Origin of the sequence: Arenimonas sp. MALMAid1274 (assembly GCF_049195245.1) — a bacterium.
Classification (GTDB): domain Bacteria; phylum Pseudomonadota; class Gammaproteobacteria; order Xanthomonadales; family Xanthomonadaceae; genus Arenimonas.
The window spans coordinates 14,998-38,488 of sequence record NZ_JBMIRR010000023.1; the positions used below are offsets into that span (position 1 = coordinate 14,998).

Genomic DNA, 23,491 nt, shown 5'->3' on the forward strand with positions numbered 1-23,491 from the left:
TTACGCGGATTGGCGCGGATAAGAGCGGATTTTTAGATGCGGATTAACGCCGAGCAACGCGGATAGAAGCCTTGGATTTGTTGGGGGCGGGATGCGTGGGATGCGTGAGGGATCGAGCTCGCCGGACACGCCAGGACCCCCTCCATAACCGCTCTATCCGCGTCCCTCCGCGTTAATCCGCGTCAAAAATCCGCTCCCAATCCGCTCTTATCCGCGCCAATCCGCGTAAATCCGCGGCAAAAAAACTCACCCATCCCGAAGCCGAGGATCCAGCCGCACGCGCGCAGCATCCACGAGGGCGTTGATCAGCACGATGGCCACGCCCACGACCAGCACCACGCCCAGGACCAGGGTGTAGTCGCGGTTGAGGGCGCCCTGCACGAAGTAGCGGCCGATGCCCGGGATGCCGAAGACCTGTTCGACCACGGCCGAGCCGCTGACGACGTTGATCAGGGCGGGGCTGAGCCAGGCGACGACCGGCAGCAGGCCGGGCCGCAGCGCGTGGGCGAACAGCAGGCGGGCCTCGGACAGGCCGCGGCCGCGGGCGGCGCGCAGGTAGTCGGCGCCCAGCACCTCCAGCAGCGAGGCGCGGGTCAGGCGCGCGCAGTAGGCCAGGTTGGGCAGGGCCAGCGCGATCACCGGCAGCACCGTGCTGCGCCAGCCGCCGTCCCAGCCGCCCGCGGGCAGCCACTGCAGCATCACCGCGAACACCAGGATCAGCAGCGGCGCCGCCACGAACTTCGGCACCGCCAGGCCCAGGCCGGCGCCGAACATCAGCAGCCGGTCGGTCCATCGCCCGGCCCGCAGCGCGGCCCACACGCCCAGCGGTACGCCCAGGCCCAGGGCCAGCATCAGCGCCAGGCCACCGTTGACCAGGGTAATGGGCAGGCTGGCGGCCAGCAGTTCGTTGACGGTGTAGTCGGGATACTGGAAGGACGGACCCAGGTCGCCGCGCAGCACGTCGGCCAGCCAGTGGCCGTACTGCGCGGGCAGGGACTGGTCGAGCCGGTACTGGGCCGCCAGCGCCGCCTCGACCTCGGGCGGCGCGGCCTTCTCGGCGTCGAAGGGACCGCCCGGGGCGGCGCGCAGCAGCAGGAAGCACAGCGTGGCCAGCAGCCACAGCGTGAGCAGAGTTTCCAGCAGGCGGGCGGTCCAGCGGCGGGCGGCGACGAGCATGGGCCGGACTGTGCCGGTTCCCGGCCCGCACTGTCACGCGCGGGCGGGCGGCGGCTCCGGTGGCTGGCCGGGCCCCCGGCCCAAGCTGGTACATTTCCCGGATGCCTTCTCCTGCACCTGCACCGCTGGTCCTGATCCGCAACGCCGAGGTCCATGCACCCGAAGCCCTGGGGCAGCGACAGCTGCTGCTCGGCGGCGGCCGCATCCTGTGGATCGGCGGCCCGACCGAGCCGGCCCCGACCGGACTGCCGCTGGAGGTCGTGGACCTGGGCGGCAAGCGCCTGATCCCGGGCCTGATCGACGGCCACGTGCACATCACCGGCGGCGGCGGCGAGGGCGGCTTCGCCTCGCGCGTGCCGGCGCTGCCGCTGTCGCGCTACACCCTGGGCGGCGTCACCACCGTGATCGGGCTGCTGGGCACCGACGACGTCGCGCGATCCACCCGCGAACTGGTGGCCGGCGTGATGTCGCTGCGCGAGCAGGGCCTGAGCGTCTGGGCCCACTGCGGGGGCTACCACCTGCCACCGGCCACGATCACCGGCAGCGTGGCCAGCGACCTGGCCTTCATCGATTGCCTGATCGGCGTGGGCGAAGTGGCCCTCAGCGACCACCGCTCCAGCCAGCCCACGCTGGACGAACTGCTGCGCCTGGCCTCGCAGGCGCACGTGGCCGGGCTGATGACCGGCAAGGCCGGCATCGTGCACCTGCACCTGGGCGACGGCGCGCGCGGGCTGGACCTGGTGCGTCGCGCGCTGGAGCTGTCCGAGCTGCCGGCGCGCGTGTTCAATCCCACCCACGTCAACCGGCGCAAGGCGCTGTTCGAGGAAGCGCTGGCGCTGGCGCGCGCGGGCTGCAGCATCGACATCACCGCCTTCCCGGTGGCCGAGGGCGAGGATGCCTGGGACGCGGCCACCGCGCTGCAACGCTACCTTGAAAGCGGTGCGCCCGCGGACAAGGTCACCATCAGCTCCGATGCCGGCGGCTGCCTGGCCTGCTTCGACCATGCCGGCCAGCTGTGCGGCATGGACGTGGGCGCGCCGGCCGCGCTCAGCGCGACCCTGGCTCAGCTGCTGGCGCGCGGCCTGACGCTGGAAGCCGTGCTGCCCGCATTCACCACCAACCCGGCAGCGCTGCTGCGCCTGCCGCGCAAGGGCCGCATCGAAGTTGGCGCCGACGCCGACCTGGTGGTGCTGGACGCGCAGGCGCGAATCCATGACGTGATGGCGCTTGGCACATGGCACGTGCGCGACGGCCGGGCGGTGCGCCGCGGCCTCTTCGAAACCGCCACTGCCGGCGGCGATCCCACTTTCGACCAAGGACGGTAAAGTAATGCCCAGCAAGATTCCCGACGGCGGCCAGCGCGGCTGGATCATCCCGATCGGAGGCGCCGAGGAAAAGGAGAACAGCCCCGACATCCTGCGCCGCTTCGTCAAGCTCTGCGGTGGCCTGGACGCCGACATCGTCATCATCCCCACCGCCAGCAAGCTGCGCGATACCGGGCCGCGTTACGAGACGCTGTTCCGCGAGCTGGGCGCCGGCCGCGCCGAGTCCATGGATTTCGACACCCGCCGCGACGCCGACGAACCCGGCCGGCTGGCGCGGCTGGAGCAGGCCACCGGCATCTTCTTCACCGGCGGCAACCAGCTTCGGCTGACCACGCTGCTGGGCGGCACCGGCGTGGCCCGCGTCATCCGCAGCCAGAACGCGCGCGGCGTACACGTGGCCGGCACCAGCGCCGGCGCCGCGGTGCTCAGCGAACACATGATCGCCTTCGGCGAAGAGGGCGGCTCGCCGCGCGCCGGCAGCGTGCGCCTGGCGCCGGGCCTGGGCCTGACCAACCGCTTCATCATCGACCAGCATTTCCGCCAGCGCGACCGTTTCGGGCGCCTCACCACCGCGCTGGCCTTCAATCCGTTCGCCATCGGCATCGGCCTGGACGAGGACACCGCGGCCTTCATCGGCCCGGACAACGAGCTGGAAGTGGTCGGCAGCGGCGGCGTCACCGTCGTGGATGCGCACGGCCTGCAGTTCTCGTCCATGGACCAGGCCGAGGAAGGCGACCCGGTCTGCGTGCTCGGCCTGGCCGTGCACGTGCTGATCGCCGGTGCCACGTTCAACCTGCACACCCGCCGCCCGTCGGCGGGACACCTGTCGCCCCGCAAGGAATAGGAGCCACGCATGCGCATCCTCGACCGATCGATCTTCGTTGGCCCGTCGCTGTATGCGCATTTCCCGGTGATCCGGCTGGAGCTGGATCTCGGGCAGCTGGAGGCCTGGCCGACCTCGCGCCTGGGTCCCGCCTTCGTGGACGGGCTGGTGGAGGCGCTGCCGGGCCTGGCCGGCCACGGTTGTTCCTATCGCGAGCCGGGCGGCTTCATCCGCCGCATGAAGGAAGACGAAGGCACGTGGCTGGGCCACGTGCTCGAGCACGTCGCGATCGAGCTGCAGAACGTCGCCGGCGAGGACGTCACCTTCGGCAAGACCCGCAGCACCGACCGCCCCGGCGTCTATTCGGTGGTGTACGAATACACGCAGAAGGAAGAGGGCGTGGCCGCGGGCGAGCTGGCCATGACCCTGCTGTGCTCGCTGCTGCCGGCCGAGCTGCAGCCCACCGGCAGCGTGCCCGCCGACTGGAACTGGCAGGTCGCGCGCGACGAGTTCATCCGCTACGCGCAGCGGCGCGCGCTGGGCCCGTCCACCGCCTCGCTGGTGAAGGCGGCCGAAGACCGCGGCATTCCCTGGTTGCGGCTCAACGACCAGTCGCTGGTGCAGCTGGGCCACGGCAAGTACCAGCAGCGCATCCAGGCCACCGTCACCGGCCGCACGCCGCACATCGCGGTGGAGCTGGCCAGCGACAAGGAAGAAACCAACCGCATCCTGGGTTCGCTGGGCCTGCCGGTGCCGCGCCAGGAGCTGGTGCAGAACGAAGGTGCCGCCCTGCGCGCCGCACGCCGGCTGGGCTACCCGGTGGTCACCAAGCCCTACAACGGCAACCACGGCCGCGGCATCTCCATCTGCCTGCGCACCGACGAGGAGGTATCGGCCGGCTTCGAGGCGGCCAAGGCCATCTCGCGTTCGGTCATCGTGGAGACCTACCTGGAAGGCGACGACCACCGCCTGCTGGTCGTCAATGGTGAACTGGTCGCGGCCACGCGCCGCACGCCCGGCCACGTGGTCGGCGATGGCCACAAGACCATTGCCGAGCTGGTCGAGATCGTGAACCAGGACGCGCGCCGCGGTGTCGGCCACGAGAAGGTGCTGACCCGCATCGAGCTGGACGCCCAGGCGCAGATGATGATGGAGCGCGTGGGCATGACCGCCGAATCGGTGCCGGCGGCCGGCCAGGTGGTCTACCTGCGCTCCACCGCCAACCTGTCCACCGGCGGCACCGCCACCGACGTCACCGACATCATCCATCCCGACAACCGCGACATGGCGGTGCGCGCCATCCGCGCCATCGGCCTGGACGTGGGCGGCGTGGACTTCCTCACCACCAACATCGCCGAGAGTTACCGACGCATCGGCGGCGGCATCTGCGAGGTCAACGCGGCGCCCGGCTTCCGCATGCACGTGGCGCCAAGCGAAGGCACGCCGCGCGACGCCGCCGGCCCGGTGATCGACATGCTGTTCCCGCCGGGCGCGCCGTCGGCCGTGCCGATCGCGGCCATCACCGGCACCAACGGCAAGACCACCACCGCGCGCATGCTGGCCCACATCACCAAGATGGCCGGCTACACGCCGGGCCTGACCACCACCGACGGCGTCTACATCGACGGCCAGCGCACGGTGGAGGGCGACATGACCGGCCCGGTGTCGGCGCGCATGGTGCTGGCCGATCCGCAGATCGACATCGCCGTGCTGGAAACCGCGCGCGGCGGCCTGCTGCGCGCCGGCATGGGCGTGCGCCACGTCAACGTCGGCGCCGTGCTGAACGTGCAGTCCGACCACCTGGGCCTGAAGGGCATCAACACGCTGGAGCAGCTGGCCGAAGTCAAGCGCATCGTGGCCGAGGTGGCCACCGACTGCGCGGTGCTCAATGCCGACGACCCGCAGGTGCTGCGCATGTCCGGCTACACCGAGGCCAAGGTGATCTGCTACGTCACCATGAACCCGCAGCACGGCCTGGTGCGCGAACACATCCGCGCCGGTGGCCGCGCCTGCGCACTGGAGGCCGGCGTCAACGGCCAGATGATCACGCTGTACGACAAGGGCAGCCACATCCCGCTGCTGTGGACCCACCTGATCCCGGCCACCATGGAGGGCCGCGCGCTGCACAACGTGCAGAACGCGATGGTGGCGGCGTCCATGGCGTTCTCGCTGGGCATCAAGCTCGACGCGATCCGGCAGGGACTGCGCACCTTCGACACCACGTTCTACCAGGCGCCGGGCCGCATGAACGTGTTCAACGAACATCCGTTCAAGGTGCTGTTCGACTACGGCCACAACGCGCACGCGGTGGGCGTGATGGCCGACCTGGCCCAGCGCCTGGACGTGACCGGCCGGCGCATCGTGGTGCTGGCGGGTCCGGGCGACCGCCGCGACGAAGACCTGGTGGCCATCGCCGACGCGGTGGCGGGTCGCTTCGATCACTACATCTGCCGGCGCGACGACGGCCTGCGCGGGCGCGACGGCGACGAGGTGCCGCGCATCCAGGCCAAGGCCCTGCAGGCCAGGGGCGTGCCGGCCTCGGCCATCTCGATCATCCCCGACGAGCAGCTGGCGATCGACGCCGCCCTGCGCATGGGCGAGCCCGGCGACCTGCTGCTGATCTTCGCCGATGCGCTGGTGCGCTCGTGGAAGCAGGTGACCAAGTTCAAGCCCGAAGGCTCCGCGCCGGCGGTGGAGGCGGTGCCGAAGGCCGCGCCCGCGGTGGCCGCGGCCGTTCCCGACGAACCGGCCTTCAGTGATTTCGAGGGCGTGGTGCGCGACGAGCGCGGCGTGCACCTGCAGCGCGAGGACGCCGACTGAGCATCGAGGCGCCGCTGCCGTTCGAGGATTCGCGCCGGCTCACCGGACCCAACCTGTACTTCGCCGAACCCGGCGCGGTGCTGGAGACCATCGGTGCCGGGGCGGACGATGCGCGCGCCTTCGAGGCGTGGCGCGAGCGCGTGCGCGCCATGTGCGCGCAGCTGGGCTGGCTGCCGGGCACGATGGTGGTGCGTCCGCATCCCGGTGGCGCGGCGCTGGCCTTCACCGCGCCGGTGGACCAGCTGTACACCGCCACCGAGGTCAACGAATGGGCCTGGGGTTCGCTGCACGGGGCGCAGGCGCTGCAGGCGCCGGGCCATCCTGCCGCCTGGGACGAGGATTCGGCGGCGCACACGCTGCGCGCGATGGCGCGCGGCGAAGCGAATGCGCGGCTGCTGGCGCTGGTGGATCGCGCCGAGGCGCGCGCGTTGCCGGTGTTGCCCGACGACGAGGCGCTGACCCTGGGCCTGGGCGAGGGCGGCATGACCTGGCCCATGGACGCGCTGCCGCCGGTGGACGCCGTGCCCTGGGAGCGGCTGCATGCGGTGCCGACGGCGCTGGTCACCGGTTCCAACGGCAAGACCACCACGGTGCGCCTGCTGGCCGCGATGCTGCGCGCGCACGGCTGGCGCAGCGGCCACAGCTGCACCGACGGCGTGTTCGTGGACGGTGAGCAGTTGGCCAGCGGCGATTTCTCCGGCCCGGGCGGCGCGCGCGCCGTGCTGCGCGACCCGCGCGTGCAGGCGGCGGTACTCGAGACCGCGCGCGGCGGCCTGCTGCGCCGCGGGCTGGCGCTGTCGCGGGCGGATGTCGCGGCCGTCACCAATGTCAGCGACGACCATTTCGGCGAGTACGGCATCCACGACCTGGATGCGCTGGCCGACGCGAAGCTTACGGTGGGCCGCGCGCTGGGCCCCGACGGTGTGCTGGTGCTCAATGCCGATGATGACCGGCTGTCCACGCGGGCTTCGCACCTGCAGTGCCGGTTCGCCTGGTTCGCGCTGGACCAGGCGCATCCGCGGCTGCAGGCGCATCGCGCCGCCGGCGGTGCCACCTGCGGCGTCGCGGACGGCGTGCTGCGGCTCGACGTCGCCGGCGCATCCTTCGATCTCGCCGAGGTGGCCACGATGCCGCTCACCGCCGGCGGCGCGGCCGACTACAACATCGGCAATGCGGCCGCGGCCGCGCTGGTGGCGCAGGCGATGGGCGTGCCCGCGGCGACCATCGCGCAGGTGCTGTCCCGCTTCGGCAGCGACCCGGGCGACAACCCCGGCCGCCTGCAGCGCTGGGAATTCGGGGGCCTGCGCATCCTGCTCGACTACGCGCACAACCCCGCCGGTCTGAAAGGCCTGCTGAAGGTGGCGCGGGCGCGCTGGCCGGGCCGGCTGGGCCTGGTGCTGGGCCAGGCCGGCAACCGCGGCAACGACGACATCCGCGCGCTGGCCGGCGTCGCCGCGCAGGCGAAGCCGTCGATGGTCGTGCTCAAGGACATCGACGGTTTCATCCGCGGCCGCGAGCGGGGCGAAGTGGCCGCGCTGATCGGCGACGAGCTGCGCCGCCTGGGCCTGCACGACGACCAGCTTCGCACCGTCCTGCCCGAACTGGGCGCCGCCCGCGAACTGCTGGCCTGGGCGCAGCCCGGCGACGTGCTGGTGCTGCCGATCCACGCGCTGGAGGCCAAGGCCGAGGTCACCGCCCTGCTAGACCATCTGGCCGCCACCGGCTGGCAGCCCGGCGACCCCCTCTGAGAGAAAGCTTAGAGAGAGGAGGAGAAAACATACCAGGTATGTTTTTTCGGGAGCGGTGGGCGAAGACCGGAGGCCGCATAAAAACATACCTGGTATGTTTTCTCCTCCTCTCTCTGCTTCGCGTCACTGCGGGTGGCGGAAGGAGAGGAAGCGGGACGGATGCCGGTCCAGCGCATTGGCCTCGAAGCCGATCACCTCGGGACGCACGAGGTGCTTGGAGGTGTAGTAGTACAGCGGCAGGATCGCGTGGTCGGCCAGCAGGCGCGCCTCGGCCTGCGCCAGCAGGCGTGAACGCTGGTCCAGCGTCGGCGCCTGGTCGGCCTGGTCGAGCAGCGTTTCGAAGCCCGCATCGTCGTAGCCGGTCCAGTTCGACGCACTGTCGCCGCGGAAGTTGTCGAGGAAATTGCGCGCATCGTCCACGTCGGCGATCCAGCCGCCGCGGAACACCTGGGTGATCACCCGCTGCCGCCGGCTGCCGACGAACACCTTCCACTCTTCGTTGCGCAGCCGCACCTTCGCACCCAGCACCTCGCGCCACATCGCGGCCACCGCCAGCGACAGGCGACGGTGCGGCGTGGACGTGTTGTAGCGCAGCTCCACCTCCAGCGGCCGCGCCGCCGAGTAGCCCGCCTGCGCGTAAAGCGCACGCGCCCGCGCCTCGCGCTGGGCCTGCGTCAGGCGCGAGGCCGGCGGCGCCAGCGGGGCATGGTCGGCCGTGCCCGGCGGCACCAGGCCGAAGGCCGGCAGCTCGCCCAGCCCGGTCACGTGCCGCGTCAGGATGTCGCGGTCCACCGCCAGCGACAGCGCCTCTCGCAGCGCCGGCGCGTCCTTGAACGGCGGCTGCGTCAGGTTGAAGCCCAGCCAGAAACTGCCCAGGTAGGGGCTGATCCGCAGCTGCGATCCGAACCGCGCGCGCAGCGAAGCCAGCGGCTGCGGCGGCACGGTTTCAGTGATGTGCAGCCCGCCGGCCTCGAACCGCCGCAGCTCGCTGCTGGCATCCTCGGTGACATGGAAGCGCACGGTCGCGATCGGCGCCGGCGTGCGAAAGCGCGCATTGCGCTCCAGCGTGATCATCGCCTGTGGCTGCCACGCCTGCAGCCGGTAGGCGCCATTGCTGACCAGCTTGCCCGGCCGCGTGTGCTGCGCCCCGTGCTCGCGAACGCCGGGAAGGTAGACCGGATACGCCGTCGGCAGCGTCAGCAATCGCGGCAGGTCGGCGCTGCGCGTCAGCGTGAACACCACCGTGCGCGCATCCGGCGCGGCCACGCCCAGGCGGTCCTCCGGCAGCTCGCCGCGCTGCACCGCCGCGGCATTGCGCAGCGCATCGAAATGCCCCGCGAACGGCGCCGTCGTGACCGGCGCGAACGCACGCCGGAAGCTCGCCACCACCTGCGGCGCATCCAGCACCTCACCGTTGGACCAGGCCAGGTCCGCGCGCAGGTGGAAGGTCCAGGTGCGCCCATCGTCCGACACCGTCCAGCGCTCGGCCATGCCGGGAATCAGCCGGCCGCGGGCGTCTTCCGCCACCAGGCCCTCGTACAGGTCGCGCAGCACGTTGGCGCAGGCCACCTCCGGGCAGCGGTGCGCGTCCAGGGTCGACGGCTCGGGCCCGTTGCCCCGGTCCAGCCCCTGCGCGCCCCCCAGACCCGGCGCGCAACACAGCAGCAGCATGGGCAGGACGCCAACCTTCACGGGGCGCGGGATAAGATCGTCATCCTTGCGATTGTAGGCCAGTGCCCGCACATCGCTGATACCCCTTCGAAGGCGCACCCCGTGTCCGGACCGAGCAACGTCAAGGAAAGCCCCCTCACCGACCACCGCCAGCTGGTCGAGTACCTGGCCTCCGGCGCGCGTCCCGAGTCCGAATGGACCATTGGCACCGAGCACGAGAAGTTCGGCTTCCGGCTCGACGACCTGCGCCCGCCCACCTGGGACGGCCCGCAGGGCATCGAGGCGATGCTGCGCGGCCTCACGCGCTTCGGCTGGCAGCCCTACGAGGAGAAGGGCAAGCTGATCGCCCTGCTCAAGGACGGCGCCTCGGTGACGCTGGAACCCGCCGGACAGCTCGAACTCTCCGGCGCCATGCTGCAGGACATCCACCAGACCTGTCGCGAGACCAACCAGCACCTGCGCGAGGTCAAGACCGTCAGCGAAGAGCTGGGCCTGGGTTTCCTGGGCATGGGCTTCCAGCCCAAGTGGCGCCGCGAGGACATGCCCTGGATGCCCAAGGGCCGCTACAAGATCATGCGCGAGTACATGCCCAAGCGCGGCAAGCTGGGCCTGGACATGATGACCCGCACCTGCACGGTGCAGGTGAACCTGGACTTCGCCAGCGAAGCCGACATGGTGAAGAAGTTCCGCGTCTCGCTGGCCCTGCAGCCGATCGCCACCGCGCTGTTCGCCGACTCGCCCTTCACCGAGGGCAAGCCCAACGGCTACCTGTCGTATCGCTCGCACATCTGGACCGACACCGATCCCGACCGCACCGGCATGCTCGACTTCGTGTTCGAGGACGGCTTCTCGTTCGAGCGCTACGTGGACTACCTGCTCGACGTGCCGATGTACTTCAGCTACCGCGACGGCGAATACATCGACCTCAGCGGCCAGAGCTTCCGCAAGTTCCTGCGCGGCGAGCTCGAGGCGCTGCCCGGCCAGCTGCCGACCATGAAGGACTGGGCCGACCACATGACCACCGCCTTCCCCGAAGTGCGGCTGAAGAAATACCTGGAAATGCGCGGCGCCGATGGCGGCCCCTGGAACCGCCTGTGCGCGCTGCCCGCGTTCTGGGTCGGCCTGCTGTACGACGGCGAGGCGCTGGACGCCGCCTGGGACCTGGTCAAGGACTTCACGATGGAAGAGCGCCACGCCCTGCGCGACGGCGTGCCCAAGCATGCACTGAAGCTGCCGTTCCGCGGCGCCACCGTGCGCGAGCTGGCGCTGGAAGCGCTGAAGATCGCCGGGCAGGGCCTGGCGCGCCGCAACCGCGTCAACAAGAGCGGCACCACCGAAGCGGTGTTCCTGGAGCCGCTGGTGGAATTCGCGCTGGCCAACGAAACGCCGGCCGAGCGCAAGCTGGCCCTGTACCACGGCGCCTGGAACGGCAGCGTGGATCCGGTGTTCCGGGAATTCGCGTACTGACATGGGCCTGATCAAAGCCGACTGGTTCCGCGCCAACGACGAGCGCATCGACGCGCTCGACCGCCTGCTCGAGCAGCGCGCCGTGCCGCACGGCGGCTACGGCCTGGAGCAGCTGGATGGTTTCCTCAGCGCGCTGGTGGTCAGCCCCGGCGAAACCATCCCGCCCGAGGAGTGGCTGCCCAGGATCTGGGGCAAGACCCCGCCACGCTGGGAAGGCCCCGCCGACGAAGCCGCGACCAACGAACTGCTGATGCTGGCCTGGCAGACCGCCGCGCGCCGCGTGCGTTTCAACGGCGACGAAATCACCGTGGACGGCGCCCTGTTCTGGTGGCTGCCCGACGATCCCAACGCCGAACACGGCGACGACGTGGACATCGGCGCCGCCTGGGCCGCAGGCTTCCTCGACGGCATGGAGCTGCGCAGCGACGCCTGGGACGAATGGATTGCCAAGGACGACTGGATCGGTGAAGTCGAGGCCTACGTCGAGGCGTTGGCGGTCGGCAGCTATCCGGCCGAGGAAGAGGGCGGGGCGCCCACGCCGCTTCCCTACACCGAGCGCCTGGAAATCCACGCCGGCCTCACCGACATGCTGCACGACCTGCACTGCCACCGGCTGGAATCGCTGACGCCGCGCGATCCCATCCGTCGCGCCGCCACGCCCGAGCGCAACGACCCGTGTCCGTGCGGTTCGGGCCGCAAATTCAAGAAGTGCTGCGGCGCCTGACTTCGGTACGCGCGTCCATGGGATGATGGTGCGACCCGGCCTTCAGGCCGCGTGTCGCGCACCCGCCGACAGCGACGCCATCTCCCGCACGCGATGCCCCACCCACGACAGGGCCGCGCAGCCCAGTCCCAGCAGCACCCAGGCCACCGTGTCATCGCCGCCGCCCAGCCGGATCAGCTGCCAGCCTGCGTCGGCGTTCACCACGCACAGGATCACGGACACCCCCACGAATCCCGCCAGCAGGCCGCGCGATAGCAGGCGCTCGCGGGCCGATTCACGCTGGGCGATGCGCTGCATGACGGCCGCCGCAAAATCCGCGGGCGGCTCGCTGCGGGGCATCGTGGCCAGTGCATCGGCGATGACGCGGTAGCTGGCCTCGGCGCCGGACAGGCTGTCCGCCCCGTGCCCGGCTGCGGCGCGCAGGGCGCGCTCCTGCGCCGCCCATTCCGTTTCGTCGATCGGCGGGGGGGTGGTCTTTTTCACGGGGAGTCTCCCAGGCGTGATTCGAGGAGGTCGCGCAGGCGTTTCCGGCTGCGGAAAAGATGGCTCTTGATGGTGCCTTCGGCAAGTCCCGTCACCCGGGCGATGTCGCCGATCGGCAGTTCTTCCAGATGGTAGAGCGTCAGCACGGTGCGCTGCAGCGGCGGCAGCGTGGCCACCGCCGCGTGCAGCATCGCGTGGCGTTGCCCGTCCGCCACACTGGCTTCCAGGTCGAAGTCGGCGCCGACGCGTTCGGCCAGGCCGGCGCCCGCCTCGTCCTGCGCGTCGTCCACCAGCGGGATGCGCCTGCGCTCCAGGTGCCGCTTCGCCACCGAATACGCCACCTGCGCCACCCACGATTTCAGCGCGCTCTCGCCGCGGTATTGGTGCAGGGTCTGGTGGATGCGCAGGAAGGCTTCCTGGCACAGCTCCCGGGTGTCGTCCGGATGCCGCACCATGCGGTCCACCACGTGCCAGCACAGCTTCTGGTAGTCGCGCACCAGGCGTTCGAAGGCGCCGGGCCTTCCGGCCAGCACCGCCGCCACCAGGGCCCGGTCGGCATCGATGACGTCTTGGTGCGGTGCAGGGCTGGCCATCCGGTACAGGGATACGCCGGACGCGGCATCGGTTGCAAACGGCAGGCTGCAACCGTCGGCACACTGCCTGTATCCCTGTCCGGACCTCACTGCACGGACACCGCCCCGATGATCCCCGCGTTTTTCTCCCCGCGTTCCGCACCCGCCTGGATGGCTTGTCTGCTGGTGTTCCTGTTCGCCCTGCCGCTGGCTTCCCCGGCCCGCGCCGACGGCACGGGGCTGGAAGCGCAGGCCACCCGGTTCTGGCAAACGGTTTCGGCCAAGCCGGCGGACCGGCCGGCCCTGCTGGCGCTCCATTTCAGCGCCGGGGTCCGGGAACGCAACGGCGATGCGGATCTGCTCGAAACCTTCGCCATGCTCGCCGAGGCCCTGGGTCCGGAGCTGGCCTCGCTGTCGCCCTCGGCGGTGATCAAGGGCGCCGAGGGCGACGAGCTGCACTACACCCTGGCCAACGGGCAGCGCGTGTCGCTGATGCTGGTGCTGTCCGCCGACGATCCGCCGAAGATCGAACGCTTCGGCGTCCGCCCCCTGCCGCCTGAAGTCGCTGCGGTGGCACCCGCCGCCCTGCCGGCGGCGATCGCCAGCCATCTCGAGGCGGAATTCAAGGCGGGCCGGTTCACCGGCACCGTGCTGGTGGGGCGAGGCGACGACACGCTGTACGCCGGCGCCTTCGGCCTGGCCGACCGCCGCTCCGGCCGCCCCAACACGCTCGACACGCCCTTCAACCTGGGCTCGATCAACAAGATGTTCACCGGCATCGCCATCGCCCAGCTGCAGGCAGCGGGCAAGCTGGACTGGACCGACACCGTCGGCCGCCACCTGCCCGACTTCCCCAACGCGCAGATCCGCGACCGCGTGACCCTGCACCAGCTGCTCACCCACACGTCCGGCGTGGGCTCGTACTGGAACCAGGCTCACACCGACCGCCGCCACGAACTCGACAGCCAGCAGGAATTCCTGGAGACCTTCGTCGACCAGCCGCTGCTGTTCGAGCCGGGGCAGGGGATGGAATACAGCAATGGCGGGCCGGTCATCCTGGGCCTGGTCATCGAGGCCATCAGTGGCAAGAACTACTACGACTACGTGCGCGACGCGATCTACCGCCCGGCCGGCATGACGCACGCCGACCACTACCGCCGCGATGACGCCGCGGCAGGCTTCGCCCTGGGCTATCTCATGGGCGAAGACGGCGCGTGGCGGGACAACACCGACGAGCTCAGCGCGCGCGGCTCCGCCGCCGGCGGTGGCTACGCGTCGGCGCGCGACCTGCAGGCCTTCGCCCGCGCCATGGCCGACGGCCGCCTGCTGTCGCAGGCTCAATGGGAAGTGCTGTGGAAGGCGCATGCCCCGCAAGGCCGAGGCATGGACTACGGCTACCTCTTCAGCAGCGGCACGGTGGCCGGGCAGCGCTGGGTCGGACACAACGGCGGCGCGCCCGGCATCTCGGCCGAATTCCGCTACTACCCGGCCGACGACCTGGTGATCGTGGTTCTGGCCAACCAGGACAATGCCTCGATGGCGGTCGGGGAATGGCTCAATGCCCTGGTGCTCACGTCGCTGGCCGGCACGCCGCCGCCGCCGTCGAAGGATTGACCGCAACCGAGGCCGCACCGGGCGTATCCCTTATCCTGACCCCACCCCACGGACCCCATGCCATGTACCCCATCCTGATTCCGATCACCCTGTTCGTCTGCATCGCCTATTCCATCAAGACCGTGGTGGACGCCTACACGCGTCGCCGCATCATCGAATCGCGGGGTTCGGAAGAACTGGTGCGCTCGCTGCTCGACGGCGAGGCCAACCGCCGGCGCCTGGCCTCGCTGCACTGGGGCTGCGTGCTGGTGGCGTTGGCGGTCGGTTTCGGCCTGGTGGAATGGATCGGCACGGAGCGCGTCACGCCGGGCGTCGTCGCCGTGCTGCTGGGCGCCACCGGCCTGGGCAACCTGGCCTTCTACCTGCTCGAGCGCAAGCAGAAGTAGGCCGCACCAGCGCGTGTCCGGCGACAGGCGCCGATTAGAGTCGCCGCACGAATCCGGTCGCGCTAGGCTGGGCGCATGACCAGCCCCGTCCGCGACAATCCCGCCCTAGAGTCGCTGCGCGACATCGACCTGCCGCCCACCGACGTGCTGCTGCGTGAGGACGTCAAACGCCTCGGCGCCCTGGTTGGCGAGATCCTGGCCGAACAGGTCTCGCCAGCCTTCCTGGCCGAGGTGGAGGCGCTGCGCATCGCCGCCATCCGTCGCCGCGAGGCCGGGGCGCCGATCGGGGAACTGTCGCGGCGGCTGGACGGCCTGAGCCTGGACCAGGCCGAGCTGCTGGTCCGTGCCTTCGGCAGTTATTTCCAGGCGGTGAACCTGGCCGAGCGCGTGCACCGTATCCGCCGCCGCCGCGACTACCAGCGGCTGGGCGACGCGCCGCAGCCCGGCGGCCTGGAGGATTCGCTGCAGCAGCTCCGGGAAGCCGGCGTGGATGCCAGCACCGTGGCCGCGATGCTGCAGCGGCTGCGGATCGAACCGGTGTTCACCGCGCACCCCACCGAAGCCGTGCGCCGCGCGCTGCTGGAAAAGGAAAGCGAAGTGGTGCGCTGCCTGGTCGAGGACATCGACCGCGGCTTGACCCCGCAGGAACGACGCGCCGACGTCGAGCGCATGCGCCTGGCGCTCACCGCCAGCTGGCAGACCGACGAGACGCCGCCGGAAAAGCCCAGCGTGGCCGACGAGTTCGAGCACGTGGCCTTCTACCTTTCCGACGTGCTCTACCGCGTGCTGCCGGTCTTCCACGAAGTGTTCGAGGACGCGCTGGAGAAAGTGTACGGCCGCGAGGTGCCGGCGCTGCCGCCCGTGCTGGGCTTTGGCTCCTGGGTCGGCGGCGACATGGACGGCAATCCCAACGTGGGCGCGGCCACCATCGAGGCCACGCTGTCGGGCCAGCGCGCGCTGGTGCTGGCCAACTACCGCCGCGACCTGGCGCGCCTCGGCGAGCTGCTCAGCCAGTCGCGCGGCCGGGTGGGCGTGTCGCCCGAGCTGCTGCGCCGCAGCGACGAGTACGCGCGCCGCCTGCCGCGTGCCGCCGAGAAGTTGAAGGCGCGCCATGCCGACATGCCCTACCGCCGCTTCGCCAGCCTGGTGTCGGCGCGGCTGGCCGCCACCGCGCAGGACAAGCGCGAGGGTTACGAGGACGCGGGCCAGTTCATCGCCGACCTGCGCCTGGTCGAGGACAGCCTGGCCGCCAACCGCGGCGAACACGCCGGCGGCTTCGCCGCGCGCCGCCTGCGCCGCCGCGCCGAGGCCTTCGGTTTCCACCTAGCCACGCTCGATCTGCGCCAGGAGTCCACGCGCCATGACGCGGCGCTGGCCGCGCTGCTGGACGATGCGGATTTTCCGAACCGTGCCTGGCAGGACCGCGCCCAGCGCCTGCGCGACCTGATCGCCGGCACCGACCCGGCGTCCACGCCCTCGGCGGTGGATGCGCTGTCGGTGATGGACGTGTTCCGCAGCGTGTCCGATGGCCTGGCGCGTTACGGCAGCCGCGCCTTCGGTCCCTACATCATCAGCATGAGCCGCAGTGCCGCCGACGCGCTGGCCGTGCTGGCCCTGGCGCGCACCGCCGGCTGCCTGGACGGGCGCGGCGCGGTGCCGCTGGACGTGGCGCCGCTGTTCGAGACCGTGGACGACCTGCAGGCCGCGGCCGACACGCTGCGATCGCTGTTCGCCGACCCGGTGTACCGCGAGCACCTGCGCGAGCGCGGCGACCGCCAGGTGGTGATGCTGGGCTATTCCGACAGCGCCAAGGACGGCGGCCTGGTTGCCTCGCGCTGGGCGCTGCAGCAGACCCAGGTGCAGCTGACCGCGCTGGCCGCCGAGGCCGGCGTGCGCATCGCGTTCTTCCATGGCCGCGGCGGCTCGCTCTCGCGCGGTGGCGGCAAGACCGAGCGTGCGGTGATCGCCGCGCCGCGCGGTTCGGTGGACGGCAACCTGCGCCTGACCGAGCAGGGCGAAGTGATCCACCGCAAGTACGGCATCCGCGCGCTGGCGCTGCGCAACCTGGAGCAGATGACCGGCGCCGTGCTGCGCGCCAGCCTGCGCCCGCGCCCGCCCGAACCGCGCGAGGCGAAGTGGCGCGAAATGGCCGCCGACATCGCCGCTGCCGCACGCGCGCACTACCGCGGCCTGGTGTACGACACGCCGGGTTTCGTGGACTACTTCCGCGCCGCCACGCCGATCGACGTGATCGAGCGCCTGCGCATCGGCTCACGGCCCAGCAAGCGCGGCAATGCCGGCGGTGTGTCCTCGCTGCGGGCCATTCCGTGGGTGTTCGCCTGGTCGCAGAACCGCTGCGGCCTGACCGCGTGGCTGGGCGTCGGCACCGGGCTGGCGCACGGCATCGCCACCTACGGCCACGAGGCGGTGGCCGACATGGCGCGCGACTGGCCCTTCTTCGGCACCCTGGTGGACGACGTGGAGATGGTGCTGGCGAAATCCGACCTGGGCATCTTCGAGCGCTACTCGCGGCTGGCCGGCGATGCGCATGCGGTCTTCTACCCGGGCATCGCCGCCGAGTTCGAGCGCACGCAGCAGGCCATCCTGGCGCTGAAGGGCAACGACAGCCTGCTGGCCGGCGACTTCCGGCTGCGGCAGTCGATCCGCCTGCGCAATCCCTACGTGGACCCGATCAGCCTGCTGCAGGTGGACCTGCTGGCGCGCTGGCGCGCCGCCGACCGGCCCGAGGACGCGCTGTTCCATGCACTGGTGACCACGGTGAACGGCATCTCCGCCGGCGTGCAGAACACCGGCTGAGCGGCGCCGGCCTCAGGCCGAGCGGTCCACCTTCTGCAGCATCGCGATCCACTCGCGGTCCTGGGTGCGCGAATGCGCGGGCAGGCGCTGGGCGATGCGCAGCGATTCGGCGGCCAGCTTCTGCGCGGCCTCGGTGTCGCCCCACTCGCGCAGCAGCGCCGCGTAACGGGCGCGAGCTTCCATGCCCGGGAAGTAGCCCACCAGTACGCCGAACTCTTCGTGCGCGCGCTCGCGGTCGCCGAGTTCAGCCACGGCGCGGGCGTACACCAGGTGCGCGGGCGCGGAGCGGAAGTCGGGCTTGTCGGCGATCAGGCCGTCGAGCTGCTCGCGCGCCTGCGCGGGCTTGCCGCTTTCCAGCAGGGCGCGGGCCAGGCGGGCGCGGATATCGGGGTCGCCGGCGTACAGGCCCTTGAGCGCCTGTTCGTAGTGCACCACCGCTTCGGCGGGCCGGCCGGCTTCGAGCAGGGCATCGGCCACGCGCAGCTGGTTGCCCACCGACGGGGCGTGGTCGTGCGCTTCGAGCGCGGCGCGCAGTTCGCGGCCGGGGTCGAGCAGCTGCTGCACCTTGCGGCCGGCCTTGCGCATGCCGCGGCTCTGGCGCAGTTCCGGCAGGAAGATGGCAATGCCGTACACCAGGCTGCCCAGCAGCGGAAACATGAAGAGGATGAACAGCCAGTACAGCGGCTGCTGGGTGCGGATGGCGTGCACGGCGAAGAAGATCGCCGCGATGACGTGCAGGCCGATGCCTAGGATGGACATGGGGTTCTCCGGGGACTGGGCGGATTATCGTTGAAGCCCGCGTCCCCGGGCGAGCGGGCTCAGGCGCCCTTGATGTCCTGCATCTGCCACTGGCTGCCGGCCAGCCAGCGCATGCGCTGTTTGAACACGGTGCCGGGAATCGAGGTGGTGGCCACCAGCAGCACGTCCAGGTCGCTCTGCTCGCCGGTCACCACCGCGCCGGGGTCGGTGGCGCCCAGGCCCGGGTCGACCGCGTCGGGATCGTCCTGCTTGGCCTTCCAGGTTTCGAACAGGGCCGGGGTGCGCAGGGCCGCCTGCAGCTCTTCGGCGAAACCGCCGGCGCTGTCGGAGCGGAAGGACAGGGCAGGGTCGCTGCCGCGGGCCTGCTTGGGCTCGGGAAGGCGCAGGTAGTAGCGGGTGGCCATGGGATTCTCCTGGGGGGCGGGCTATCGGCGCCCCGTGCAAGCTACCATCGGGACACCCTGGACCGAGGATAGGCGCATGAAGATGAAGCGGGCATGGCTGGCGGCAGTGATCTTGATGGCGCTTTCACACGGCGTGGCCGCGGCCACCGTGGCCCTGGTCGGCGGCACGCTGGTGGACGGCACGCTGCGCGAGCCGATCCGCAACTCGGTGATCCTGGTCGAGGGCGAGCGCATCGTCGCCGTCGGCACCGTGGACAGCCTGCCGGTGCCGGCCGGCGCCGAGGTCATTTCCACCGAGGGCATGACCGTCATGCCGGGCCTGTGGGACATGCACGTGCACCTGATGATCAACGGGCACGCCGACTACGACCATTGGGACAAGACCTACCCGCCGCAGTTCGGCAGCGTGATCATGCCGTCCTCGGCCGAACAGCTGCTGATGGCCGGCATCACCAGCGCGCGCGACCTGGGCGGACCGCTGGAGGAAAGCCTGGCGGTGCGTGACGCGATCAACGCCGGAAAGATCCCTGGGCCGACGATGTACATGTCGGGACCCTTCATCCAGAAGAAGCCCTACCCGGGCACCGAGCAGTTCCGCTGGGGCGTGGATTCACCGGCCGACGCGCGCGCCAAGATCCGGCGGCTGGCCGAAGCCGGCGTGGACGTGATCAAGCTGATCGACCAGGACCAGATGAGCGAGGCCGAGGTGGCCGCGATCGTGGACGAGGCGCACCGGCACAAGCTGCCGGTGATCGCGCATGCGCACCGGCCCGAGGAAGTGCGGCGCGGGCTGCGGCATGGCGTGGACGGCTTCGAGCACACCGGCTTCGGCGCAGCGCCGGAGTTCCCGGCCGACGTGATGGAGGCCCTGGCGGCGCGCACCTCGCGCATGGCCGACGGTCCGCTGTTCTGGACGCCGACGATCGAGGGGCTCTACAACTTCCCGTACACGGTGCGCAACCACGAGTTCATCGACAGCGATTCCTGGCACCGCGGCCTGACGCCGGCGATCATCGCCGACATCCGCAAGTCGCTGGAGCATCCCGAACGCATCGCCTACTTCCAGCAGACGCCGCAGCGGCAGCCGACCCTGCGCCGCAAGTTCGAGCAGCTGCGCAGCTCGGGCGTGGTGCTGCTGGTGGGCACCGACTCGGGCATCCCGATGAAGTTCCACAGCCAGAGCACCTGGAACGAGCTGGACGTGTGGGTGAACCAGTTCGGCGTGCCGCCGGTGGATGCCATCCGCGCGGCCACCTACTGGCCGGCGGTGGCGATGAAGGTGGACGGCGACTACGGCACCGTCACCGAAGGCAAGTACGCCGACATCGTCGCCGTGCGCGGCGACGCCCTGCGCCAGATCGCCCTGATCCAGAACATCGACCTCGTCATCAAACACGGCAAACGCATCAAGTAAACCCCACGTGAAAACATACCAGGTATGTTTTCCGGTCAGTGGGTGTGGGGGGTAGATTTGGGGCAGTGGCAGGGGGCGGTGGGGCCGTAGTCCAGGCCGACCTGGACGCCGTTGCCGTGGCGCTGCCAGAAGAAGACCGGGGCGGGGCGCTGCAGGCCGCCCACTTCGGCCAGGCCGTTGGTCTCGAACAGGCGGCCGTTGACCATCACCATCGCGGTTTCGGCGGTCTGCTGGATCTTCTCCAGCGGATTGCCGTCCACCACCACCAGGTCGGCGCGCTTGCCGGCCTCCAGCGAGCCAAGCTGGCGCGACAGGCCCAGGTAGTCGGCGCCGTCGATGGTGGCCGCGCGCAGTGCTTCCCAGTTCGAGAAACCACCCTGCGCCAGCGACCAGATCTCCCAGTGCGGCGACATGCCCTGCATCTGCCCGTGTCCGCCCACCTGGATGCGCACGCCGGCATCGCGCAGCTTCTTGGCCGCGCGGGCCACTTCCACGTGGTAGTAGTCCCACTCGGGCGCGGTCTCGCGGCGGATGGTGCGCGCGTCCAGCGTCTGCTGCGGGAAGAAGTGCTGCAGCCGCTTGTTCTCGTACAGGTCCTGGCGCGCGTACCAGTAGCGCTCGCTGTTGAGGCCGCCGTAGTTCACCACCAGGGTCGGCGTGTTGCGCACCTGGGTGTTGCGCCACAGTTCGGTCACGTCGCGGTACAGGGGCGCCACCGGGATGTTGTGCTCGATGCCGGTCACGCCGTCCACGATCATGGTCATGTTGTGCTGGAAGGTGCTTCCGCCTTCCTCCACCACCAGCATGCCCAGCTCGCGCGCGGCCTGGTTGATCTGCTGGCGCTGGTCGCGCCGCGGCTGGTTGTAGCTCTTGACCGAAAACGCGCCGTTGGCCTGCATGCGGCGCAGGTGGCCGCGGGCGTCGTCCAGCGAGTTCACCACCGCCTTGAAGTCGCCATCGGCGCCGTACAGGATGGTGCCGGTGGAGAACATGCGCGGCCCCACCATGCGCCCGGCCTTCACCAGTTCGCTCTGCGAGAACACGAACTCGGTGGTGGCCGACGGGTCGTGCATCGTGGTGATGCCGAAGGCCAGGTTGGCCGCGTAGGCCCAGTTCGCCTGCGGCACCACGCCCTGGCCGAAGTTGGCCGCATGTGCATGCACGTCCACGATGCCCGGCATCACCGTCTTGCCGGTTACGTCCACCTCGCCCGCGCCGGCGGGAATCGCCACCTCGCCCCGCTTGCCCACCGCCACGATGTCGCGGCCGCGCACCACCACCACGCCGTCCTCGATCACTTCCTGCGTGCGCTCGGCATCGCGCATGGTGACCACGCGCCCGCCCACCAGGGCGAAGGTGTCGGCCGGCCGGTCGGTCGGCAGGCTCAGGCCCACCGCGATGCCGGCATCGGCCTTGCCCGCCGACAGCGCGCGCGTGTGGTAGCGGTCGCCCACCATCCAGTGCAGCGCGCGCGAATCGGCCGACCAGTGCAGGTAGCTGCCCATGTCGGTGCCCAGCGCCGTCACCGGGATGGCCTTGGTGTCCTTGCCCAGTTCGATCGCGCCGCCGGTCTGCGGCAGCGGCGCCACGTAGCCGTTGAACAGTTCGGTGAAGGCCACCGACTTGCCGTCCGGGCTCAGCGCCACGAAGTCCACGTATTTCAGGTTGAACACCTCGCGCGGCAGCTCGCCGTTGACGCCCACGCTCATCAGCTTCTTTTCCAGCCCGCCGCCGGTGAGGAAGAACACCCGGCGCCCGTCGGGCGAGAACTGCGGATCCGCGCCGTTCTTCGCCACCTGCACCGCCTCGCCGCCCGCGGCCGGCATCACGAACACGCCGCGCACGCCGCTCCACAGGCTGCCGGTCAGGCCACCGCCGCCCTGGCGCGCGAACACCACGCGGCTGCCGTCGGGCGAATAGCGCGGCCCGTAGTAGAAGCCAGGCTGCGTGGTCAGCGCTCGCGACGCACCGCTGGCCAGGTCCAGTTCGCGGATCGTGCCCAGCCCTTCATCCGACCAGGTGGTGTACAGCAGCTTGCGGCCATCGGCGCTGAAGGACGGCTGGTACTCGAAGGCCGAGGCCTCCGCGGTCAGCCGCCGCGGCGCGCCGTCGGGCAGGGAGCGCGTCCACAGCTGGCCCACCGCATGGAACACCAGGGTCTTGCCATCGGGGCTGGTGGCCACGTCGCGGATCATCTTCGGCGCGAACGCATCGCCTTCCAGCGCCTGCTCGAAGCGCAGCGCCGGCAGCACCGTCTGCGACACCTCGGCCGTGAACGGAATGTTGCTGGCCGCACCGGCCGCCACGTCCACCTTCCACAGCTTGCCCTGCGCCCAGATCACCACCGCTTTGGAATCCGGCGTCCAGTCGAAGTTGGGGTAGGGCCCGAACACCGACCACGCTTCCTGCTGGTCGTGCGACAGCCCGTCCCACACCGCGCGCACTTCGCCCGAACCCAGGTCCAGCGTGTGCAGCACGGTCTTGTCGCGGATGCGCTTGACGAAGGCCAGCGACTTGCCGTCCGGCGACGGCTGCGGCCGCACCGCGCCGCCGGCGCTGCCCACCACGGTGTCGAACTCGCCGGTCTCGCGGTCCAGGCGACGGATCGCGTAGATCAGCCCGTGCACGTTGCGGTTGTAGTCGAAGGCGCCGCCGGGGCTGACGTCCTCGGAGAAATACACGTAGCGGCCATCGGGCGAGATCGCCGGCTCGCCCAGGTCCTGCTGGTCGTTCTTGCGCTTGGTCAGCTGCAGGCCGGCGCCGCCGTCGCGGTGGTACATCCACAGCTCGCCCGCGCCCAGCGAGCGGGTCGAGGTGAAGTGCTTGCGGCCGACCAGGTACTGGCCGTCCGGCGTCCACACCGGGTTGTTGAGCAGCCGGAAATCCTCCTTGCTCACCTGCGCCAGGCCGCTGCCGTCGGCCTTCATGCGCCACAGGTTGTTGCCGCCGCCGCGGTCGGAGGTGAACGCGATCTCCTTGCCGTCGGGCGAGAAGCGCGGCTGCACTTCCCAGGCCGCGCCGCCCGCCAGCCGCCGCGCCTGGCCGCCTTCGATCGGCAGCGTGTACAGGTCGCCCAGCATCGAGAACACCAGCGTGCGGCCATCCGGGCTCACGTCCAGGTCCAGCCACGTGCCCTCGTCGGTGCTGAAGCGCACCGACTTGGCCTTGGCATGCGCGCCATTGACGTCCCACTTCGGAGGCTCGGGGCTCTTGGCGGACGTGGCACCGATGCCAAGGACCAGGCACACGGCCAGCGCGAGCGGGCGACGGGAAGGGGACATGCGCGAC

General features: G+C 70.6%; 17 protein-coding genes. 10 read left to right on the top strand and 7 right to left on the bottom strand.

Annotated elements, in window-relative coordinates:
- Positions 1-246: 246 nt before the first annotated feature.
- Positions 247-1,176: an ABC transporter permease subunit gene (locus tag ACOQFR_RS03445; RefSeq protein WP_421378562.1), complete on the bottom strand. Its 930-nt coding sequence runs from the start codon at positions 1,174-1,176 to the stop codon at positions 247-249.
- A gap of 101 nt (positions 1,177-1,277) precedes the next feature.
- Here ACOQFR_RS03445 and iadA point away from each other — a divergent pair, with 101 nt between their 5' ends.
- From iadA to ACOQFR_RS03465, 4 genes are all read left to right on the top strand, one after another.
- Positions 1,278-2,501, top strand: a complete 1,224-nt coding sequence (gene iadA / locus ACOQFR_RS03450; RefSeq protein WP_421378565.1) for a beta-aspartyl-peptidase — start codon at positions 1,278-1,280, stop codon at positions 2,499-2,501.
- Between the two features lie 4 nt (positions 2,502-2,505).
- On the top strand, positions 2,506-3,345 hold the full coding sequence (locus ACOQFR_RS03455) for a cyanophycinase (protein WP_421378567.1): 840 nt from the start codon (positions 2,506-2,508) through the stop codon (positions 3,343-3,345).
- Positions 3,346-3,354: 9 nt separating this feature from the next.
- Entirely contained in the window at positions 3,355-6,144 is a 2,790-nt protein-coding gene (gene cphA / locus ACOQFR_RS03460) for a cyanophycin synthetase (RefSeq protein WP_421378570.1), read from the top strand.
- A gap of 77 nt (positions 6,145-6,221) precedes the next feature.
- Entirely contained in the window at positions 6,222-7,892 is a 1,671-nt protein-coding gene (locus ACOQFR_RS03465) for a Mur ligase family protein (protein ID WP_421378573.1), read from the top strand.
- Between the two features lie 123 nt (positions 7,893-8,015).
- On the opposite strand, the gene ACOQFR_RS03470 is transcribed toward ACOQFR_RS03465, so the two are convergent.
- Complete coding sequence (locus tag ACOQFR_RS03470) at positions 8,016-9,584, bottom strand: peptide ABC transporter substrate-binding protein (RefSeq protein WP_421378576.1); 1,569 nt, start codon at positions 9,582-9,584, stop codon at positions 8,016-8,018.
- 81 nt (positions 9,585-9,665) lie between these two features.
- On the opposite strand from ACOQFR_RS03470, the gene ACOQFR_RS03475 reads away from it, so the two are divergent.
- Positions 9,666-11,030: a glutamate--cysteine ligase gene (locus ACOQFR_RS03475; RefSeq protein ID WP_421378579.1), complete on the top strand. Its 1,365-nt coding sequence runs from the start codon at positions 9,666-9,668 to the stop codon at positions 11,028-11,030.
- A 1-nt stretch (position 11,031) separates the two neighbouring features.
- Positions 11,032-11,754, top strand: coding sequence for a UPF0149 family protein (locus ACOQFR_RS03480; RefSeq protein WP_421378582.1), 723 nt, complete (start codon positions 11,032-11,034; stop codon positions 11,752-11,754).
- A gap of 42 nt (positions 11,755-11,796) precedes the next feature.
- Here the strand turns inward: ACOQFR_RS03480 and ACOQFR_RS03485 are convergent, their stop codons facing one another.
- Positions 11,797-12,237, bottom strand: a complete 441-nt coding sequence (locus tag ACOQFR_RS03485; protein WP_421378585.1) for a hypothetical protein — start codon at positions 12,235-12,237, stop codon at positions 11,797-11,799.
- Positions 12,234-12,830, bottom strand: coding sequence for an RNA polymerase sigma factor (locus tag ACOQFR_RS03490; RefSeq protein WP_421378588.1), 597 nt, complete (start codon positions 12,828-12,830; stop codon positions 12,234-12,236). Before ACOQFR_RS03490 ends, ACOQFR_RS03485 begins: the two co-directional genes overlap by 4 nt.
- A 108-nt stretch (positions 12,831-12,938) precedes the next feature.
- On the opposite strand from ACOQFR_RS03490, the gene ACOQFR_RS03495 reads away from it, so the two are divergent.
- The 3 genes from ACOQFR_RS03495 (at position 12,939) to ppc (ending at position 17,626) form a co-directional block, all read left to right on the top strand.
- Positions 12,939-14,423, top strand: a complete 1,485-nt coding sequence (locus ACOQFR_RS03495; RefSeq protein WP_421378591.1) for a serine hydrolase domain-containing protein — start codon at positions 12,939-12,941, stop codon at positions 14,421-14,423.
- A 62-nt stretch (positions 14,424-14,485) separates the two neighbouring features.
- The gene (locus ACOQFR_RS03500) at positions 14,486-14,809 is read left to right on the top strand and encodes a hypothetical protein (protein WP_421378594.1); all 324 of its coding nucleotides are present in this window, start codon (positions 14,486-14,488) and stop codon (positions 14,807-14,809) included.
- Positions 14,810-14,884: 75 nt separating this feature from the next.
- Positions 14,885-17,626, top strand: a complete 2,742-nt coding sequence (gene ppc, locus ACOQFR_RS03505; RefSeq protein WP_421378596.1) for a phosphoenolpyruvate carboxylase — start codon at positions 14,885-14,887, stop codon at positions 17,624-17,626.
- A gap of 12 nt (positions 17,627-17,638) precedes the next feature.
- Here ppc and ACOQFR_RS03510 read toward each other — a convergent pair whose 3' ends face one another.
- On the bottom strand, positions 17,639-18,385 hold the full coding sequence (locus ACOQFR_RS03510; RefSeq protein WP_421378599.1) for a tetratricopeptide repeat protein: 747 nt from the start codon (positions 18,383-18,385) through the stop codon (positions 17,639-17,641).
- 59 nt (positions 18,386-18,444) lie between these two features.
- Positions 18,445-18,789: a hypothetical protein gene (locus ACOQFR_RS03515; protein WP_421378602.1), complete on the bottom strand. Its 345-nt coding sequence runs from the start codon at positions 18,787-18,789 to the stop codon at positions 18,445-18,447.
- Between the two features lie 76 nt (positions 18,790-18,865).
- Between ACOQFR_RS03515 and ACOQFR_RS03520 the strand changes: the two genes are divergently transcribed.
- A complete protein-coding gene (locus tag ACOQFR_RS03520) occupies positions 18,866-20,203 on the top strand; it encodes an amidohydrolase family protein (protein WP_421378605.1) in 1,338 nt (445 codons plus the stop codon).
- 35 nt (positions 20,204-20,238) lie between these two features.
- Here the strand turns inward: ACOQFR_RS03520 and ACOQFR_RS03525 are convergent, their stop codons facing one another.
- Complete coding sequence (locus tag ACOQFR_RS03525) at positions 20,239-23,484, bottom strand: amidohydrolase family protein (RefSeq protein ID WP_421378608.1); 3,246 nt, start codon at positions 23,482-23,484, stop codon at positions 20,239-20,241.
- Positions 23,485-23,491 lie beyond the last annotated feature (7 nt).

Excerpts from the sequence above, each read along its gene's own strand:
- ACOQFR_RS03520 (WP_421378605.1), top strand. The coding sequence starts at position 18,866 with ATGAAGATGAAGCGGGCATGGCTGGCGGCAGTGATCTTGATGGCGCTT.
- ACOQFR_RS03455 (WP_421378567.1), top strand. The coding sequence starts at position 2,506 with ATGCCCAGCAAGATTCCCGACGGCGGCCAGCGCGGCTGGATCATCCCG.
- ACOQFR_RS03525 (WP_421378608.1), bottom strand. The coding sequence starts at position 23,484 with ATGTCCCCTTCCCGTCGCCCGCTCGCGCTGGCCGTGTGCCTGGTCCTT.
- ACOQFR_RS03490 (WP_421378588.1), bottom strand. The coding sequence starts at position 12,830 with ATGGCCAGCCCTGCACCGCACCAAGACGTCATCGATGCCGACCGGGCC.
- cphA (WP_421378570.1), top strand. The coding sequence starts at position 3,355 with ATGCGCATCCTCGACCGATCGATCTTCGTTGGCCCGTCGCTGTATGCG.
- ACOQFR_RS03515 (WP_421378602.1), bottom strand. The coding sequence starts at position 18,789 with ATGGCCACCCGCTACTACCTGCGCCTTCCCGAGCCCAAGCAGGCCCGC.
- ACOQFR_RS03495 (WP_421378591.1), top strand. The coding sequence starts at position 12,939 with ATGATCCCCGCGTTTTTCTCCCCGCGTTCCGCACCCGCCTGGATGGCT.
- ACOQFR_RS03445 (WP_421378562.1), bottom strand. The coding sequence starts at position 1,176 with ATGCTCGTCGCCGCCCGCCGCTGGACCGCCCGCCTGCTGGAAACTCTG.
- ppc (WP_421378596.1), top strand. The coding sequence starts at position 14,885 with ATGACCAGCCCCGTCCGCGACAATCCCGCCCTAGAGTCGCTGCGCGAC.
- ACOQFR_RS03500 (WP_421378594.1), top strand. The coding sequence starts at position 14,486 with ATGTACCCCATCCTGATTCCGATCACCCTGTTCGTCTGCATCGCCTAT.
- ACOQFR_RS03480 (WP_421378582.1), top strand. The coding sequence starts at position 11,032 with ATGGGCCTGATCAAAGCCGACTGGTTCCGCGCCAACGACGAGCGCATC.
- ACOQFR_RS03510 (WP_421378599.1), bottom strand. The coding sequence starts at position 18,385 with ATGTCCATCCTAGGCATCGGCCTGCACGTCATCGCGGCGATCTTCTTC.
- iadA (WP_421378565.1), top strand. The coding sequence starts at position 1,278 with ATGCCTTCTCCTGCACCTGCACCGCTGGTCCTGATCCGCAACGCCGAG.